General features: G+C 57.5%; 13 protein-coding genes. 1 reads left to right on the top strand and 12 read right to left on the bottom strand.

The features are described from left to right. Positions 1-197: 197 nt before the first annotated feature. The 9 genes from sucD to sdhC form a co-directional block, all read right to left on the bottom strand. Positions 198-1,079, bottom strand: coding sequence for a succinate--CoA ligase subunit alpha (gene sucD / locus ACMXYI_RS29340; protein WP_008148605.1), 882 nt, complete (start codon positions 1,077-1,079; stop codon positions 198-200). Beyond that, entirely contained in the window at positions 1,079-2,245 is a 1,167-nt protein-coding gene (gene sucC / locus ACMXYI_RS29345) for an ADP-forming succinate--CoA ligase subunit beta (protein ID WP_008148602.1), read from the bottom strand. Before sucC ends, sucD begins: the two co-directional genes overlap by 1 nt. A gap of 200 nt (positions 2,246-2,445) precedes the next feature. Further along, a complete protein-coding gene (gene lpdA / locus ACMXYI_RS29350; RefSeq protein ID WP_415770543.1) occupies positions 2,446-3,882 on the bottom strand; it encodes a dihydrolipoyl dehydrogenase in 1,437 nt (478 codons plus the stop codon). Between the two features lie 110 nt (positions 3,883-3,992). Continuing rightward, positions 3,993-5,213, bottom strand: coding sequence for a 2-oxoglutarate dehydrogenase complex dihydrolipoyllysine-residue succinyltransferase (gene odhB / locus ACMXYI_RS29355; protein WP_033056077.1), 1,221 nt, complete (start codon positions 5,211-5,213; stop codon positions 3,993-3,995). 42 nt (positions 5,214-5,255) lie between these two features. Beyond that, positions 5,256-8,087, bottom strand: a complete 2,832-nt coding sequence (locus ACMXYI_RS29360) for a 2-oxoglutarate dehydrogenase E1 component (RefSeq protein WP_415770545.1) — start codon at positions 8,085-8,087, stop codon at positions 5,256-5,258. A 262-nt stretch (positions 8,088-8,349) separates the two neighbouring features. Next, positions 8,350-9,054: a succinate dehydrogenase iron-sulfur subunit gene (locus ACMXYI_RS29365; protein WP_008148594.1), complete on the bottom strand. Its 705-nt coding sequence runs from the start codon at positions 9,052-9,054 to the stop codon at positions 8,350-8,352. A gap of 11 nt (positions 9,055-9,065) precedes the next feature. Next, on the bottom strand, positions 9,066-10,841 hold the full coding sequence (sdhA, locus tag ACMXYI_RS29370; protein WP_008148591.1) for a succinate dehydrogenase flavoprotein subunit: 1,776 nt from the start codon (positions 10,839-10,841) through the stop codon (positions 9,066-9,068). A 3-nt stretch (positions 10,842-10,844) separates the two neighbouring features. Next, on the bottom strand, positions 10,845-11,213 hold the full coding sequence (gene sdhD, locus ACMXYI_RS29375) for a succinate dehydrogenase, hydrophobic membrane anchor protein (protein ID WP_027922414.1): 369 nt from the start codon (positions 11,211-11,213) through the stop codon (positions 10,845-10,847). After that, positions 11,207-11,581 carry a succinate dehydrogenase, cytochrome b556 subunit gene (gene sdhC / locus ACMXYI_RS29380; RefSeq protein WP_033053500.1) on the bottom strand — a complete coding sequence of 125 codons (375 nt, stop codon included), beginning with the start codon at positions 11,579-11,581 and terminating at the stop codon, positions 11,207-11,209. Before sdhC ends, sdhD begins: the two co-directional genes overlap by 7 nt. Before the next feature lie 363 nt (positions 11,582-11,944). On the opposite strand from sdhC, the gene gltA reads away from it, so the two are divergent. Next, complete coding sequence (gene gltA / locus ACMXYI_RS29385) at positions 11,945-13,234, top strand: citrate synthase (RefSeq protein WP_008148584.1); 1,290 nt, start codon at positions 11,945-11,947, stop codon at positions 13,232-13,234. Positions 13,235-14,226: 992 nt separating this feature from the next. On the opposite strand, the gene ACMXYI_RS29390 is transcribed toward gltA, so the two are convergent. The 3 genes from ACMXYI_RS29390 to ACMXYI_RS29400 all read right to left on the bottom strand — a co-directional run bounded on the left by ACMXYI_RS29390 (position 14,227) and on the right by ACMXYI_RS29400 (position 17,284). Continuing rightward, positions 14,227-15,885 carry a cation acetate symporter gene (locus ACMXYI_RS29390; RefSeq protein WP_415770548.1) on the bottom strand — a complete coding sequence of 553 codons (1,659 nt, stop codon included), beginning with the start codon at positions 15,883-15,885 and terminating at the stop codon, positions 14,227-14,229. Continuing rightward, the gene (locus tag ACMXYI_RS29395) at positions 15,882-16,193 is read right to left on the bottom strand and encodes a DUF485 domain-containing protein (RefSeq protein ID WP_415770550.1); all 312 of its coding nucleotides are present in this window, start codon (positions 16,191-16,193) and stop codon (positions 15,882-15,884) included. The genes ACMXYI_RS29390 and ACMXYI_RS29395 overlap by 4 nt, the downstream gene beginning before the upstream one ends. A 239-nt stretch (positions 16,194-16,432) precedes the next feature. After that, entirely contained in the window at positions 16,433-17,284 is an 852-nt protein-coding gene (locus tag ACMXYI_RS29400; protein ID WP_415770552.1) for a glycine betaine ABC transporter substrate-binding protein, read from the bottom strand. Positions 17,285-17,287: the final 3 nt, after the last annotated feature.

The following is a 17,287-nucleotide window of genomic DNA, read 5'->3' on the forward strand; positions in this document are numbered from 1 at the left end:
ATTTCCTACCTCAGCACAGATCGTTCCCACGCTCTGCGTGGGAATGCATCCCGTGACGCTCTGCGTCACATCCAAAGGCGGAACGCGGAGCGTCCCCGGCGGCATTCCCACGCGGAGCGTGGGAACGATCACCCAGAAACGACAAAGGCCACCCGAAGGTGGCCTTTGTTTGGTGAAGCGTCAGATAAGCGCGAGGCTTACTTGATCGCCCAACCGGTCAGCTCGGACAAAGCCTTGCCGATGTCTGCCAGCGAACGCACGGTTTTAACGCCTGCGTCTTCCAGGGCAGCAAACTTCTCGTCTGCAGTGCCTTTGCCGCCAGAGATGATTGCGCCAGCATGGCCCATGCGCTTGCCCGCAGGGGCAGTCACACCAGCGATGTAGGAAACAACCGGCTTGGTCACGTGTGCCTTGATGTAGGCAGCCGCTTCTTCTTCAGCCGAACCGCCGATCTCACCGATCATTACGATCGCTTCGGTCTTCGGGTCTTCCTGGAACAGCTTCAGGATGTCGATGAAGTTCGAACCCGGGATCGGGTCACCGCCGATGCCGACGCAAGTCGACTGACCGAAACCGGCGTCAGTAGTCTGCTTAACAGCTTCGTAGGTCAGGGTGCCGGAACGGGAAACGATACCGACCTTGCCTGGCAAGTGAATGTGACCTGGCATGATGCCGATCTTGCATTCGCCTGGGGTGATCACGCCTGGGCAGTTAGGGCCGATCAGGACTACACCCAGCTCGTCGCACTTAACTTTAGCGTCCAGCATGTCCAGGGTAGGAATGCCTTCGGTGATGCAGACGATCAGCTTGATGCCGCCGAATGCTGCTTCCAGGATGGAGTCCTTGCAGAAAGGAGCTGGAACGTAGATCACGCTGGCGGTGGCGCCAGTGGCAGCTACAGCATCTTTCACGGTGTTGAACACTGGCAGACCCAGGTGCTCGGTGCCGCCTTTGCCAGGAGTTACGCCACCAACCATCTTGGTGCCATATTCGATGGCTTGCTGGGTGTGGAAACTACCTTGCGAACCGGTAATGCCCTGGCAGATAACTTTGGTGTCTTTATTGATCAGGACGCTCATTATTTGCCCTCCGCAGCTTTGACAACTTGTTGAGCAGCGTCGGTCAGGCTGGTAGCAGCGATGATGTTCAAACCGCTTTCTGCCAGTACTTTAGCGCCCAGCTCAGCGTTGTTGCCTTCAAGGCGAACAACAACCGGGATTTTCACGCCGACTTCTTTCACAGCGCCGATGATGCCTTCGGCAATCATGTCGCAACGAACGATGCCGCCGAAGATGTTGACCAATACTGCAGCGACGTTAGTGTCGGACAGGATGATCTTGAACGCTTCGGTAACGCGTTCTTTGGTAGCACCGCCGCCCACGTCGAGGAAGTTGGCTGGTTTGCCGCCATGCAGGTTGACGATGTCCATGGTACCCATGGCCAGGCCAGCACCGTTGACCATGCAACCGATGTTGCCTTCCAGCGCTACGTAGTTCAGTTCGAACTTGGCAGCGTGCGCTTCGCGCGGATCGTCTTGCGACGGATCGTGGAAAGTCTTCAGCTTAGGCTGACGGTACATGGCGTTGGCGTCGATGTTGATCTTGGCGTCGAGGCAATGCAGATCGCCGTCAGCCTTGATCACCAGCGGGTTCACTTCCAGCAGAGCCAGGTCGTGATCCTTGAACAGCTTGGCCAGACCTACGAAGATCTTGGCGAACTGAGCAACTTGCTTGCCTTCCAGACCCAGCTGGAATGCCAGCTCGCGACCCTGGAATGGCTGAGCGCCAACCAGTGGATCGATAGTGGCCTTGAGGATTTTCTCAGGGGTGTCGTGAGCGATTTTCTCGATGTCCACGCCACCTTCGGTGGAAGCCATGAACACGATGCGACGGCTCGAACGGTCAACGACAGCGCCCAGGTACAGCTCTTTAGCGATATCAGTGCACGATTCAACCAGGATCTTGGTGACTGGCTGACCATTGGCATCAGTCTGGTAAGTCACCAGACGCTTGCCCAACCACTGTTGAGCGAATGCTTTGGCGTCTTCTTTGCTGCGAACCAGCTTAACGCCGCCCGCTTTACCGCGACCACCTGCGTGAACCTGGGCTTTGACAACCCATTCGGTCCCGCCGATCTTGTCGCACGCTTCTGCTGCTGCTTCCGGGGTGTCTACGGCGAAACCCTGGGATACTGGCAGGCCGTATTCAGCGAACAGCTGCTTACCCTGATACTCGTGAAGATTCATGCTTATTACCGTCTTCGTTAGGTACTGCGCATTCGGTGCTGCACTTGTTCAAGTGCCGCACCACCTGTGACTGCTGCTTGCGTAGGTGTTCCGGATAACCGGTGAGACTACGCAAGGCTGCGTCCGGCGGACATTCCGCGGTGAGTCTTGCACGCAAGGCTCACGACGGGCCTTCCGCCGTGGTTTCTTATTGTCTTGTCTTAACGCTTCTTGCGGTTGGCAATGTGGATGGCGCCGCCATTCACAGCCAAAGCTGCTTCGTGCAAGGCTTCGGACAGGGTCGGATGGGAGAAAACCATCATGCCCAGGTCTTCAGCGCTGGTGCCGAATTCCATGCCGATCGCGCCCTGCTGAACCAGTTCTGCAGCGCTCGGGCCAATCACGTGGACGCCCAATACGCGGTCAGTCTTGGCATCAGCAATGACTTTCACGAAACCGCCGGTATCGTTGGCTGCCATGGCACGGCCACTGGCTGCGAACGGGAAGGTGCCAACGTTAACTTCAACGCCTTCAGCCTTCAAGACCTGCTCGGTTTTGCCGACCCACGCGATTTCCGGGTGAGTATAAATAACAGACGGGATCAGGTCATAGTTGATTTGGGCTTTGTGGCCCTTGATGCGCTCAACCACCATGATGCCTTCTTCGGACGCCTTGTGCGCCAGCATCATGCCGCGAACCACGTCGCCGATCGCGTAAACGCCCGGCACGCTGGTCGCGCACTGGTCGTCAACGAAAACGAAACCACGCTCGTCGATGTTCACACCGCTGTCAGATGCCAGCAGTTCAGTGGTCACTGGACGGCGACCAACGGCAACGATCAGCTTGTCGAACGTGATGTTCTGCTCGCCGTTGGCATCGGTGTAGTTCACGACAACTTCGTTGCCGTTCACTTTGGAACCGGTAACGCGAGCGCCCAGCTTGATGTCCAGGCCTTGTTTGGTCAGGGTTTTGTAGGCTTCTTTGGAAACGGCGTCGTCAGCTGCTGGCAGGAACTTCTCCAGCGCTTCCAGAACAACCACTTCGGAACCCAGACGGGACCAGACCGAACCCAGTTCCAGGCCGATCACGCCAGCGCCGATCACGCCCAGACGCTTGGGTACCGATTGGAACTCCAGCGCGCCAGTCGAATCGACGATCACGTTCTGGTCAACCGGAGCCGGTGGAATGTCGATCGGACGCGAACCCGAAGCCAGGATCACGTTCTCGGCTTCGATGATTTCGACGGTGCCGTCTGGCTTGGTCAGTTCGACTTTCTTGCCGGCCAGCAGTTTGCCATGGCCTTGCAGGGAAGTGACGCCGTTCGCCTTGAACAGGGTGGCAACGCCAGAGGTCAGACCTTTGACGATGTTGGCTTTACGGCCAACCATTGCCGCCACGTCCATGGTCACGCCAGCGTGATTGATACCGTGAATCGCGAAGCCTTCTTTGGCTTCCTTGTATTTCCAGGAGCTGTCCAGCAGCGCCTTGGATGGAATGCAGCCGACATTCAGGCAAGTACCGCCGAGGGCCAGTTTGCCTTCCTTGTCGGTGTATTTCTCGATGCAGGCAGTGGAGAGGCCCAGTTGCGCTGCTTTAATGGCAGCCACGTAGCCGCCAGGGCCCGCGCCAATCACTACCACGTCGAATTTCTGAGTCATGTGTCATTCCTTCTCGAATCAAACCGGACGGGCCCTTTTGAGGACCGTCGTGGGACGAAGCTGGTCATTACAGAAGGGCCGTCCATCACTGGACGGCCCGTGCAACGAAATCAGATATCCAGCAGCAAACGAGCCGGGTCTTCCAGCAGGTTCTTGATGGTAACCAGGAAGGTCACAGCTTCTTTGCCATCGATCAGACGGTGATCGTAGGACAGAGCGAGGTACATCATCGGACGGATAACAACCTGACCGTTGATCGCCATAGGACGTTGCAGAATGTTGTGCATGCCCAGGATGGCCGCTTGTGGCGGGTTGACGATCGGGGTCGACATCATCGAACCGAAGGTACCACCGTTAGTGATGGTGAACGTACCGCCGGTCATCTCGTCCATCGACAGTTTGCCGTCACGAGCCTTCTTGCCGAAGGTGGCGATGCCGCCTTCGATTTCAGCCAGGCTCATCAGTTCGGCGTTACGCAGAACCGGAACAACCAGACCGCGGTCGCTGGAAACAGCAACACCGACGTCGGCATAGCCGTGGTAAACGATGTCAGCACCGTCGATCGACGCGTTGACAGCCGGGAAGCGTTTCAGCGCTTCGGTGGCAGCCTTGACGAAGAACGACATGAAGCCCAGGCGCACGCCGTTGTGGGACTTCTCGAACAGGTCCTTGTACTTCGAACGCAGGGCCATGACTTCGGTCATGTCGACTTCGTTGAAAGTGGTCAGCATCGCCATGTTCGATTGAGCTTCAACCAGACGCTTGGCAACGGTGGCCCGCACGCGGGTCATCGGTACGCGCTTCTCGATGCGATCGCCGGCAGCGAACACTGGAGCAGCAGCGGCAGGAGCAGCAGCCTTGGCAGGCGCGGCAGCCGGAGCAGCTTTCTTGGCAGCTACAGCAGCAACAACGTCTTCCTTGGTCACACGACCGCCTTTGCCAGTGCCGGCAACGGAAGCGATGTTGATACCGTTTTCTTCAGCCAGCTTGCGAGCAGCCGGTGCAGCAACAGGATCATCTTCGCCTTCAGCGGCTGGAGCAGCAGCTTGTGCAGCGGCCGGAGCAGCGGCAGCAGCTGGAGCGGCAGCAGCGCCGCCCGCTTCGATGGAGCCCAGGACTTCGTCGGACAGAACGGTGTCGCCTTCGTTCTTGACGATAGCGCCCAGCACGCCATCAGCGGTGGCCAACACTTCCAATACGACTTTGTCAGTTTCGATGTCGACGATCAGGTCATCGCGCTTGACGGCGTCGCCCGGCTGTTTGTGCCAGGTGGCAACGGTGCCATCGGCAACCGATTCCGGGAAAGTGGGGGCTTTGATTTCGATAGCCATTATCTGTGGGTCCTTAAATTCGGTTTCAGGTGCGCGAAGGCGTTAAACAGTAAAGGCGTCTTGCAGCAGTTTTTCCTGCTGCTCAGCGTGCATCGATGCATAACCACAAGCAGGTGCAGCAGAAGCATCACGGCCCGCGTACTCGAGTACGAGAGACTTGTTGTGATTGCCAACGATGCGGCGCATGTGGTGTTGGCTGCAGTACCAGGCACCCTGGTTCATCGGCTCTTCCTGACACCAAACGATATGTTTGAGGTTGGTGTACGGAGCCAGGACTTCGTTCAAGTCGTCCTCAGGGAATGGGTACAGCTGCTCGATACGCACGATGGCGATGTCATCACGACCTTCGGCACGGCGTTTTTCCAGCAGGTCGTAGTAGACCTTGCCGCTACACAGAACAACGCGTTCGACCTTTTTCGGGTCCAGGGCATCGATTTCCGGGATAACGGTCTGGAACGAACCTTCGGCCAGATCTTCCAGGGTCGAGATGGCCAGTTTGTGACGCAACAGCGACTTCGGAGTCAGGACGATCAACGGCTTGCGCAGCGGGCGAATCACCTGACGACGCAGCAAGTGGTAGATCTGAGCCGGCGTAGTCGGTACGGCTACCTGAATGTTGTGCTCGGCGCACAGTTGCAGGTAACGCTCCAGACGAGCCGAAGAGTGCTCCGGACCCTGACCTTCATAACCGTGCGGCAGCAGCATGGTCAGACCGCAGAGACGGCCCCACTTGTGCTCGCCACTGGTGATGAACTGGTCGATAACCACTTGGGCACCGTTGGCGAAGTCGCCGAACTGGGCTTCCCAGATCACCAGCGCCTCAGGCGTGGTGGTCGAGTAACCGTATTCGAACGCCAGCACGGCCTCTTCGGACAGGAACGAATCGTACAGGTCGAAACGTGGCTGGCCCTTGTACAGGTTTTGCAGCGGGACGTAGGTGCCCGCGTCTTTCTGGTTGTGCAAGACAGCGTGACGGTGCGAGAACGTACCGCGACCGATGTCCTGGCCCGTCATGCGAATCGGGTGACCTTCGAACGCCAGGGTCGCGTACGCCATGGTTTCGGCGTAACCCCAGTTGATCGGCAGGCCGCCGGCTTGCATTTTCTGACGGTCTTCGTAGATTTTCGAGACCTGGCGCTGAACCACGAAGCCTTCCGGAATTTCCAGCAGCTTGGCGGACAGTTCCTGCAAGGTTTTCAGATCGAAGCGAGTGTCGTGACGCGCGGTCCAGGCGTGGCCCAGATACGGACGCCAGTCCACGAACAACTCTTTGTTCGGCTCTTTGACCAGGCTTTTTACAACATGCAGACCGTTGTCCAGCGCATTGCGGTATTCGTCGACTTTCGCCTGTACACGCTCTGCGTCCAGCACACCGCCTTGAGTCAGACGATCGGCATACAGCTCACGGGTGGTGCGCTGTTTGGTGATCTGCTGATACATGATTGGCTGGGTGCCGCTTGGCTCGTCGGCCTCGTTGTGGCCACGACGACGGTAGCAGACCAGGTCGATCACCACGTCACGCTTGAACTGCATGCGGTAGTCGATGGCCAGCTGGGTCACGAACAACACGGCTTCCGGATCATCACCATTCACATGGAGGATCGGCGCCTGGATCATCTTAGCAACGTCGGTCGCGTACTCGGTGGAGCGCGAGTCCAGCGGGTTGCTGATGGTGAAACCGACCTGGTTGTTGATCACGATGTGCACGGTGCCGCCGGTCTTGAAACCGCGGGTCTGCGACATCTGGAAGGTTTCCATGACCACGCCCTGACCGGCGAATGCCGCATCACCGTGGATGGAGATCGGCAGAACCTTCTCGCCGGTAGGGTCGTTACGACGATCCTGACGGGCGCGAACCGAACCCTCGACCACTGGAGATACGATTTCCAGGTGGGACGGGTTGAAAGCCATCGCGAGGTGAACTTCACCGCCGGTGGTCATCACGTTGGACGAGAAGCCCTGGTGATACTTAACGTCACCGGAACCCAGCTCGACCTTCTTCTTGCCTTCGAACTCGTCGAACAGCTCGCGCGGGTTCTTGCCGAAGGTGTTGACCAGCACGTTGAGACGGCCACGGTGGGCCATGCCGATGACGATTTCCTTGGTGCCGTAGGAACCGGAACGCTGGATCAGCTCGTCGAGCATCGGAATCAGGCTCTCGCCGCCTTCCAGACCGAAACGCTTGGTACCCGGGTATTTGGTACCCAGGTATTTTTCCAGACCTTCGCCGGCGGTGACACGCTCAAGCAGGTGGCTCTTGATGTCGGCGGAGTACGTCGGACGGCCGCGCACGCTTTCCAGACGCTGCTGGAACCACTGGCGTTGCTCGGAATCGGTGATGTGCGTGAATTCAGCGCCGATGGTGCGGCAATATGTCTGCTGCAACGCTTCGTGAATTTCGCGTAGGCTCGCCTCCTCTTTGCCGATGAACAGGTCGCCGGCACGGAAGGTCGTATCAAGATCGGCATTGGTCAAGCCGTAATGATTGATCGACAGGTCTGCAGGTGCAGGACGCTGCCACAGCCCCAGCGGGTCAAGCTGGGCTGCCTGGTGGCCACGCATACGGTAGGCCTGGATCAATCGCAGCACTTCAACTTGCTTCTTCTCGTGCTCACTGCTCACGCTGCCGGCGGAAACCGGTTGGGCGCGGCGCTGGTTCTTTGCCAGCAAGACGAAATGATCGCGAATTGTGGAGTGCGAAACATCGGTGGCAGTGTTGCCGTCAGCAGGCAACTTCTGAAAGTAGGTGCGCCACTCTTCTGGCACAGCGTTAGGGTCGTGCAGGTAGAGCTCGTAGAGCTCTTCCACATAGGCAGCGTTACTACCGGATAGGTAGGCGCTGTTCCACATGCGCTGCATCACGCTTTCTTGCATGCTTGGTCACCCTCGGTTAGGGGAACACCACCGGCGTCGACACCGAGCACGCTTGCAGAAGTCCGAATGCAGCGACTAAAACAAGCCACTTAGGATCACGCTGATAGTCCGGGTACCAGCCCGGATGCCCCTGCTTGTCTCATTTCTTCAAAATAAGAGCCGCAGCCTTATAAGCTGCTGCTCAGGTTAAAACTACGGCGCCGGTTGAAGCCTGCGCCGTAGCATCTACGGGTACAGCGGTACTACATTTACAGCAGCTGAATCACACGCCGCTTTGCAGCAGCATGTTACGTACGTGACCGATGGCCTTAGTCGGGTTCAGGCCTTTCGGGCAGACGTTGACGCAGTTCATGATCCCGCGGCAGCGGAATACGCTGAACGGGTCATCCAGCGAAGCCAGACGCTCGGCAGTCTTGGTGTCGCGGCTGTCTGCCAGGAAGCGATACGCTTGCAGCAGAGCAGCTGGACCCAGGAACTTGTCCGGGTTCCACCAGAAGGACGGGCAAGAGGTCGAGCAGCAAGCGCACAGGATGCACTCGTACAGACCGTCGAGCTTTTCACGCTCTTCTGGGGTCTGCAGACGTTCGATGGCCGGAGCCGGCGTGTCGTTCTGCAGGTATGGCTTAACCTTTTCGTATTGCTTGTAGAAGATGCTCATATCGACGACCAGGTCACGAATAACCGGCAAACCTGGCAGAGGACGAACGATCAGCTTGTTACCTTTTACGACAGCGGACAGCGGCGTGACGCACGCCAGACCGTTTTTGCCGTTGATGTTCATGCCGTCGGAACCGCAAACACCTTCACGGCAAGAGCGACGATAGGAGAAACCTTCGTCCTGCTCTTTGATCAGGGCCAGCACGTCCAGCACCATCAGGTCTTTACCACCGGTATCGACCGAAAATTCCTGCATGAACGGCGCAGCGTCCTGATCAGGGTTGTAGCGATAAACACTGACTTGCAACATGGCGGCCACCCTTAATAAGTCCGAATCTTAGGTTCAAAAGTCGGAACAGTCTTCGGCGAGAAGTTCACAGCACGCTTGGTTACGCGCTTGTCACCCGGGAAGTACAGGGTGTGGCACAGCCAGTTTTCGTCGTCGCGATCTTCGTAGTCTTCACGGGCGTGAGCGCCGCGGGACTCTTTGCGGATCTCTGCGGCGATGGCGGTAGCTTCGGCCACTTCCAGCAGGTTCTGCAATTCCAGAGCTTCGATACGAGCGGTGTTGAACGCCTGGCTCTTGTCGTTGATCTTGACGTTGGCGATACGGCCACGCAGATCAGCCAGCTGAGCAATACCCTTCTGCATGTATTCGCCGGTACGGAATACACCGAAGTAGTTCTGCATGCAGTTTTGCAGTTCTTTACGCAGGGTGGCGACGTCTTCGCCTTCGGTACGCGAGTTCAGGCCATCGAGACGTGCCAGGGCAGCGTCGATGTCGGACTGGCGAGCGCGGGTGTAATCAACGCCTTCTTTCAGGGTCTGCTCCAGGAACAGGCCGGCCGCACGGCCGAATACCACCAGGTCGAGCAGCGAGTTGCCGCCCAGACGGTTGGCACCGTGAACCGATACGCACGCCACTTCGCCTACAGCGAACAGACCAGGAATGATCTGGTCAACGCCGTCTGCGTCCTGAGTGATTGCCTGACCATGGATGTTGGTGGCAACGCCGCCCATCATATAGTGGCAGGTTGGAACGACCGGAATCGGCGCCACGGCTGGATCGACGTGAGCGAAGGTCTTGGACAGTTCCATGATGCCTGGCAGACGGCTGTGCAGAACTTCTTCACCGAGGTGATCGAGTTTCAGCATTACGTGGTCGCCATCCGGACCGCAACCGTTGCCGGCGATGATTTCTTTAACCATCGAGCGAGCAACCACGTCACGACCAGCCAGGTCTTTGGCGTTCGGAGCATAACGCTCCATGAAACGCTCGCCGTGCTTGTTGATCAGGTAACCGCCTTCACCGCGGCAGCCTTCAGTAACCAGTACACCGGCGCCGGCGATGCCGGTTGGGTGGAACTGCCACATTTCAATGTCTTGTACCGGCACGCCAGCACGCAGGGCCATGCCGACGCCGTCACCGGTGTTGATCAGAGCATTGGTGGTGGACGAGTAGATACGACCTGCACCGCCAGTCGCCAGTACGGTGGCGTTAGCGCGGACGTAGGAAGTTTCGCCGGTTTCGATGCAGATGACGATCATGCCGACAAAGGCACCGTCTTCGTTCTTCACCAGGTCGACGCCGTAGTATTCGTTGAGGAATACGGTGCCGGCCTTGAGGTTGGCCTGGTACAGGGTGTGCAACAGTGCGTGACCGGTACGGTCGGCAGCGGCGCAAGTACGTGCAGCCTGGCCACCTTTACCGAAGTCTTTCGACTGACCGCCGAACGGACGCTGATAGATGCGGCCTTGTTCGGTACGGGAGAACGGCAAGCCCATGTGCTCGAGCTCGAAGACCGCTTCCGGGCCTACGGAACACATGTATTCGATAGCGTCCTGGTCACCGATATAGTCGGAACCCTTGACGGTATCGTACATGTGCCAGCGCCAGTCATCGTTCGGATCAGCGGACGCGATGGCGCAGGTGATGCCACCCTGGGCGGATACAGTGTGCGAGCGAGTCGGGAAAACCTTGGTAACTACGGCAGTCTTGTGACCACCTTGTGCCAGCTGCAGAGCAGCGCGCATGCCAGCACCGCCGCCGCCAATAATGATGGCGTCGAACGAAAGCGTATTAACTGTAGTAGACATGAATCAGATACCCCAAAGAATCTGCACACCCCAGACGAAGTACGCGAACATCGCGACGCCGCATACCGCCTGGAAGAGGAAACGTATTGCAGTCGCGGACTTGCCGAACGCCATTGGCGTCAGGTAGTCGGTCGCAATGGTCCACATGCCGACCCAGGCGTGAGCGCCGAGGGCAACGAGGGCCAGGAGACTGAAAATACGCATCCAGTTGCTTGCGAACAGTTCATGCCATTGGGCGTAGCCGATGCCAGGATGGGCAACGACGTATCCGATCAGGAAGATGAAATAAGCCGCGAGAACGACCGCAGACACACGTTGTGCCATCCAGTCATAGAGGCCCGAACGCGACAGGTTCGTGACGTTAGTTACCATATCCAAACTCCTGCCAGAACGATTACCACCACGGAAACGGCGATAACGATTTTCGAGCCCAGTTTGCCGCCCTCAAGCGACTCGCCGATGCCCATGTCCATCATCAAGTGGCGCACACCGGCAACCAAGTGATACAGCAAGGCGGACAGGATGCCCCATGTCACTAGCTTGGCTAGCGGACTGGTCAGACACGCTTTCACCTGACCGAAGCCTTCTTCCGAGTCGAGCGACTTGTCCAATGCATAAAGCATGATGGCCAGGCTGACAAAGAGGATGATTCCGGAGATTCGGTGAAGAATGGACGTGTAAGCAGTGACTGGGAGTTTGATGGTCCTTAGGTCTAGGTTTACAGGTCGTTGGCTATTCACGGCTTTTTTTCACACTGAAGAGCCCCTAACAATCAGGGCAAAGTTGTTGGGGAGTGCACTGGTCAGGTACCCACCACCCAGGGAGTGCGACCCCCAGTAAAGCAGGCCCAAAAGCCCCTGGCGGTCGGAGGCCGAGTATAGACAGTTAGGCTACTAATGACAACGCAATCGCCTTCCCCTAATAGCTCATTGCACAAGTCGTATAAAAGGCGTAAATGGCAGTCAATTTCGAGGAAAAAGTCCGGTTAAAGCCTTCTGGAGCAAGACTTTAGGCAAATTGACATTCGAATTTATCTCACTATAGTGGTGCGGGCCCTGCGTGGGGGGTCTGTCTGATGATTTCAAGCATAAATAGGAGGCCACATGGCTGACAAAAAAGCGCAGTTGATCATCGAGGGCGCAGCCCCCGTCGAGCTGCCCATTTTAACCGGCACCGTTGGTCCCGATGTTATCGATGTTCGGGGCCTGACGGCCACGGGCCGTTTCACCTTTGACCCTGGTTTCATGTCGACAGCTTCCTGCGAGTCGAAGATCACCTATATCGACGGCGACAACGGCATTTTGCTGCACCGCGGCTACCCGATCGAACAGCTGGCTGAAAAGTCGGACTACCTGGAAACCTGCTATCTGCTGCTCAACGGCGAATTGCCGACAGCAGAACAGAAGGCCCAGTTCGTCAGCACCGTGAAGAACCACACCATGGTTCACGAGCAGCTGAAGACGTTCTTCAACGGTTTCCGTCGCGACGCCCACCCGATGGCCGTCATGTGCGGCGTAGTCGGCGCCCTCTCGGCCTTCTACCACGACTCCCTGGACATCAATAACCCGCAGCATCGCGAAATCTCCGCGATCCGCCTGGTTGCCAAGATGCCGACCCTGGCAGCGATGGTTTACAAGTACTCGATGGGGCAACCCATGATGTACCCGCGCAACGACCTGACGTACGCGGAAAACTTCCTGCACATGATGTTCAACACCCCGTGCGAGATCAAACCGATCAGCCCGGTGCTCGCCAACGCCATGGACAAGATCTTCATCCTCCATGCCGACCACGAGCAGAACGCATCGACTTCCACCGTACGTCTGGCCGGCTCTTCGGGTGCCAACCCGTTCGCCTGTATCGCCGCCGGCATCGCTGCACTGTGGGGTCCTGCCCACGGCGGCGCGAACGAAGCTGTTCTGACCATGCTCGATGAAATTGGCGATGTGTCGAACATCGACAAGTACATCGCCAAGGCCAAGGACAAGAACGATCCGTTCAAACTGATGGGCTTCGGTCACCGGGTTTACAAAAACCGCGACCCACGCGCAACAGTCATGAAGCAGACCTGCGACGAAGTGCTGAAGGAACTGGGCATCACCAACGATCCGCAACTCGAACTGGCCATGCGCCTGGAAGAGATCGCCCTGACCGACCCGTACTTCATCGAACGCTCGCTGTACCCGAACGTCGACTTCTACTCGGGGATCATCCTCAAGGCGATCGGCATTCCAACCAGCATGTTCACCGTCATCTTCGCCCTGGCGCGGACTGTCGGCTGGATCTCCCATTGGAAAGAAATGCTCTCCAGCCCGTACAAGATTGGCCGTCCACGCCAGCTGTACACCGGCTACGAGTCGCGTGACATCACCAAGCTGGAAGACCGCAAATAAGACCTGTCTTGCGATAACGTCTTGAGTTGCACCGGGAACGGCCTCTATTTATATAGAGGCCGTTTTTGTTTGTGCGGTCTCAGCGGCCTGGGGGCCGACTGGCTTTTGGGTCGTGTACATATCCGTTTCTTCGGTAACGGCGGCTATTGGTTCCGCTCTTACAGCGGGTCACTTGGAAAAGCCCCAAGTAACCAAGGGCTCTTGCCCCTGTCGTTCGGTGCCTCGCTAAGGCTCGGCATGCCCTCGCTCCGGTCCTGCTCCGTGGGCACGCCGCCATCGGCCATCCATGGCCGGGGGCGGCTACCGCAAAAGCAAAGCGAGGCGGCCTACCGGCCGACCTGGCTTTGGCGAATGTACCCAATCCCCCTGTGGGAGCGAGCCTGCTCGCGAAGGGGCCGTGCCAGTCAACATCAATAGCGAACATCAGTCCGCTTTCGCGAGCAGGCTCGCTCCCACAGGGACCAGGCCGGCCAGGAGGCCGCCTCGCTTTGGCTTTTGTTTTTGCTTTGGCTTTTGATCTTGATCTGCCCCGTCGGAAGGCAGAGTGGAGGTTCTGCGCAGTGGGCAGCCCGGCATGGATGCCGGGTTAGCCGCCCCCGGCCATGGATGGCCGATGGCGGCGTGCCCACGGAGCAGGACCGGAGCGAGGGCATGCCGAGCCTAGGCGAGGCACTGTACGTCAGGGGCGAAAGCGCTTGGTTACTTGGCGCTTTTCCAAGTAACCCGCCGTAAGGGCGGAACCAATAGCCGCCGTTATCGCAGGAATGGATATGTACACCCCCAAAAAACATATCGCCTGAAACATCGCCATCGCAGGCAAGCCAGCTCCCACAAGAAATCGGGGAACACTCGCAAAATCTTCGTCGCCCCCTGAGGCCGCCTTCGCGAGCAGGCTCGCTCCCACAGAGTCAACGCAGCGTCCAAAAAAATGCCCCGATCTCTCGACCGGGGCATTTCTGTTTAACGCAGCTTATATATACAAGCCTGAAGCCTTAGTGAGCAACCGCCCCACTCGCCCCCAAGCCCGTCTGCGAACGAACAAACTGAGGGAAGAACAGCGCCCGCTCATTGTCAGCCGCGCTCGACTTGTCAGTGATCGAGAAGAACCAGATCCCGATAAACGCAATGGCCATGGAGAACAGCGCCGGGTACTCATACGGGAAGATAGCCTTCTCGTGATGCAGGATCTGCACCCAAATGGTTGGCCCAAGGACCATCAAACCAACGGCACTGATCAGGCCCAACCAGCCGCCGATCATCGCACCACGCGTGGTCAGCTTCTTCCAGTACATGGAAAGCAGCAGCACCGGGAAGTTACAGCTCGCCGCGATGGAGAACGCCAGGCCTACCATGAACGCGATGTTCTGGCTTTCGAACAGAATGCCCAGGCCAATCGCCAACACACCCAGACAGATGGTGGTGATTTTCGAGACACGGATCTCATCCTTGTCGTTGGCCTTGCCCTTCTTGATCACACTGGCGTAAAGGTCGTGAGACACCGCCGTAGCGCCGGCCAGCGTCAAACCAGCCACTACAGCCAGAATGGTTGCGAACGCGACTGCCGAGATGAAGCCCAGGAAGATACTGCCACCCACCGCGTTAGCCAGGTGCACTGCCGCCATGTTGTTGCCGCCCAACAGCGCGCCAGCAGCATCTTTAAAGGCAGGGTTAGTGCTTACCAGCAGGATCGCGCCGAAGCCGATGATGAACGTCAGGATGTAAAAGTAGCCAATGAAGCCAGTTGCATACAGCACGCTCTTGCGAGCTTCCTTCGCGTCACTCACGGTGAAGAAGCGCATCAGAATGTGCGGCAGGCCAGCGGTACCGAACATCAGCGCCAGGCCAAGCGAGAATGCCGAAACCGGATCCTTCACCAAACCGCCCGGGCTCATGATCGCCTCACCTTTAGGGTGAACCTTGATCGCCTCGGAAAACAGCAAGCTGAAGTCGAAGTTGACGTGCTTCATGACCATCAGCGCCATGAACGAAGCACCGGACAGCAGCAACACGGCCTTGATGATCTGCACCCAAGTGGTCGCCAGCATGCCGCCGAACAACACGTACATGCACATCAGGATACCGACCAGGATCACCGCAACGTAGTAGTCAAGACCGAACAGCAGCTGAATCAGCTTGCCAGCACCGACCATTTGCGCGATCAGGTAGAACGCCACTACCACCAGCGAGCCGCAAGCGGACAGCGTGCGGATCTGGGTTTGCCCAAGGCGATAGGACGCCACGTCGGCAAAGGTGTATTTACCCAGGTTACGCAGGCGCTCGGCGATCAGGAACAGAATGATCGGCCAGCCCACCAGGAACCCGATCGAGTAGATCAGGCCGTCGTAGCCAGAGGTAAACACCAGGGCGGAAATACCCAGGAAGGACGCCGCCGACATGTAGTCACCGGCAATCGCCAGACCGTTCTGGAAGCCGGTGATCTTGCCACCCGCCGCATAGTAGTCGGCTGCCGAATTGTTGCGCTTGGAAGCCCAGTAGGTGATGCACAGGGTCAGACCAACGAACGCGACGAACATCAGGATCGCGGAAACGTTGAGCGGTTGTTTGTGCACTTCGCCGGTAAGGGCTTCACCCGCCCAGACGACAGGTGCAAAGGCTGCGATGCTCAATAGAGCCATTAGACGCCGGATCATTGCTGAGCCTCCTTGAGAATCGCATTGTTCAGGTCGTCGAATTCGCCATTGGCGCGTTTTACGTAGATTGCAGTCAGGATAAAGGCCGAGAGAATCAGCCCGACACCAATCGGTATCCCCCAGGTAATCGAAGACTCGGGGCTGATTTTCGCGCCCAGAATATGCGGCCCGTAAGCAATCAAAAGGATGAATCCGGAGTAAAGCCCAAGCATGATCGCCGAAAGAATCCAGGCGAACTTTTCTCGCTTACTAACCAGCTCCTTGAAGCGCGGGCTGTTTTGAATCGAGAGGTAAATGCTGTCGTTCATTGTTTTTATCCTCGCAGCACAGATGAAGTTGGAACGTTATCCACTCTATGCGGCTACGGAACTGGTTCCAGACGACCTTAGTATTAGAACGACATGACGGTTTGGCCTTTTTTCAGCACATAATAATTAGCCTGCTTTGCACCCATCTTCTCACTACAAGTAACGCAGGAACGCAAAAGGCCGCTTGGCAGTGATACCAAGCGGCCCTGTAAGGTGCTGACCAGACGCGTCAGCTCAAATCATTTGGTCCAGTCTGCAACGCGTTCCGGGTGTTTGGCCACCCAATCCTTCGCTGCGGCTTCAGGTTTGGCACCATCCTGAATGGCCAACATGACTACACCGATTTCGTCTTTCGATGCCCACTGGAAGTTCTTCAGGAACTTGGCAACTTCCGGAGCCTTGGTTGCCAGTTCTTTGCTGCCGATGTTGTTTACGGTTTCAGCCGCGCCATAAACGCCTTTCGGGTCGTCCAGGAAGCGCAGTTTCCACTTGGCGAACATCCAGTGCGGCACCCAACCGGTGACAGCAATGGATTCGTTTTTCTTCTCGGCACGGGTCAGCTCGGCAATCATGCCGGCGCCGGAACTGGCCTTGAGTTGATACCCGGTCAGATCGTAGTCCTTGATCGCCTGTTCGGACTTGAGCATCACACCCGAACCGGCGTCGATGCCGACGATGCGTTTTTTGAAGCTCTCGTCGGTTTTAAGATCTTCAATGGATTTGGCTTTGACGTACTCCGGCACGATCAGGCCAATTCTTGCGTCCTTGAAGTTCGGACCATAATCGACGACTTGATCCTTGTTCTTGGTCCAGTATTCACCATGAGTCACAGGCAGCCACGCAGACATCATGGCATCGAGTTTGCCAGTGGCCACACCCTGCCACATGATCCCGGTGGCGACTGCTTGCAGTTTCACGTCATAACCGAGTTTCTGCCTGATCACTTCAGCGGCCACGTTGGTCGTGGCGACACTGTCCGACCAGCCGTCGACATAACCGATAGTCACTGCCTTGCCTTCGGCGCTGGCTACAGTAGAACTGATCGCCAGCACCAAAGCGGCACCTGCGCCCAAGAGTCGTCGCATCTTCATCGT

The organism is Pseudomonas lyxosi (assembly GCF_047758685.1).
In the GTDB taxonomy this organism is placed as follows: Bacteria; Pseudomonadota; Gammaproteobacteria; order Pseudomonadales; family Pseudomonadaceae; genus Aquipseudomonas; species Aquipseudomonas lyxosi.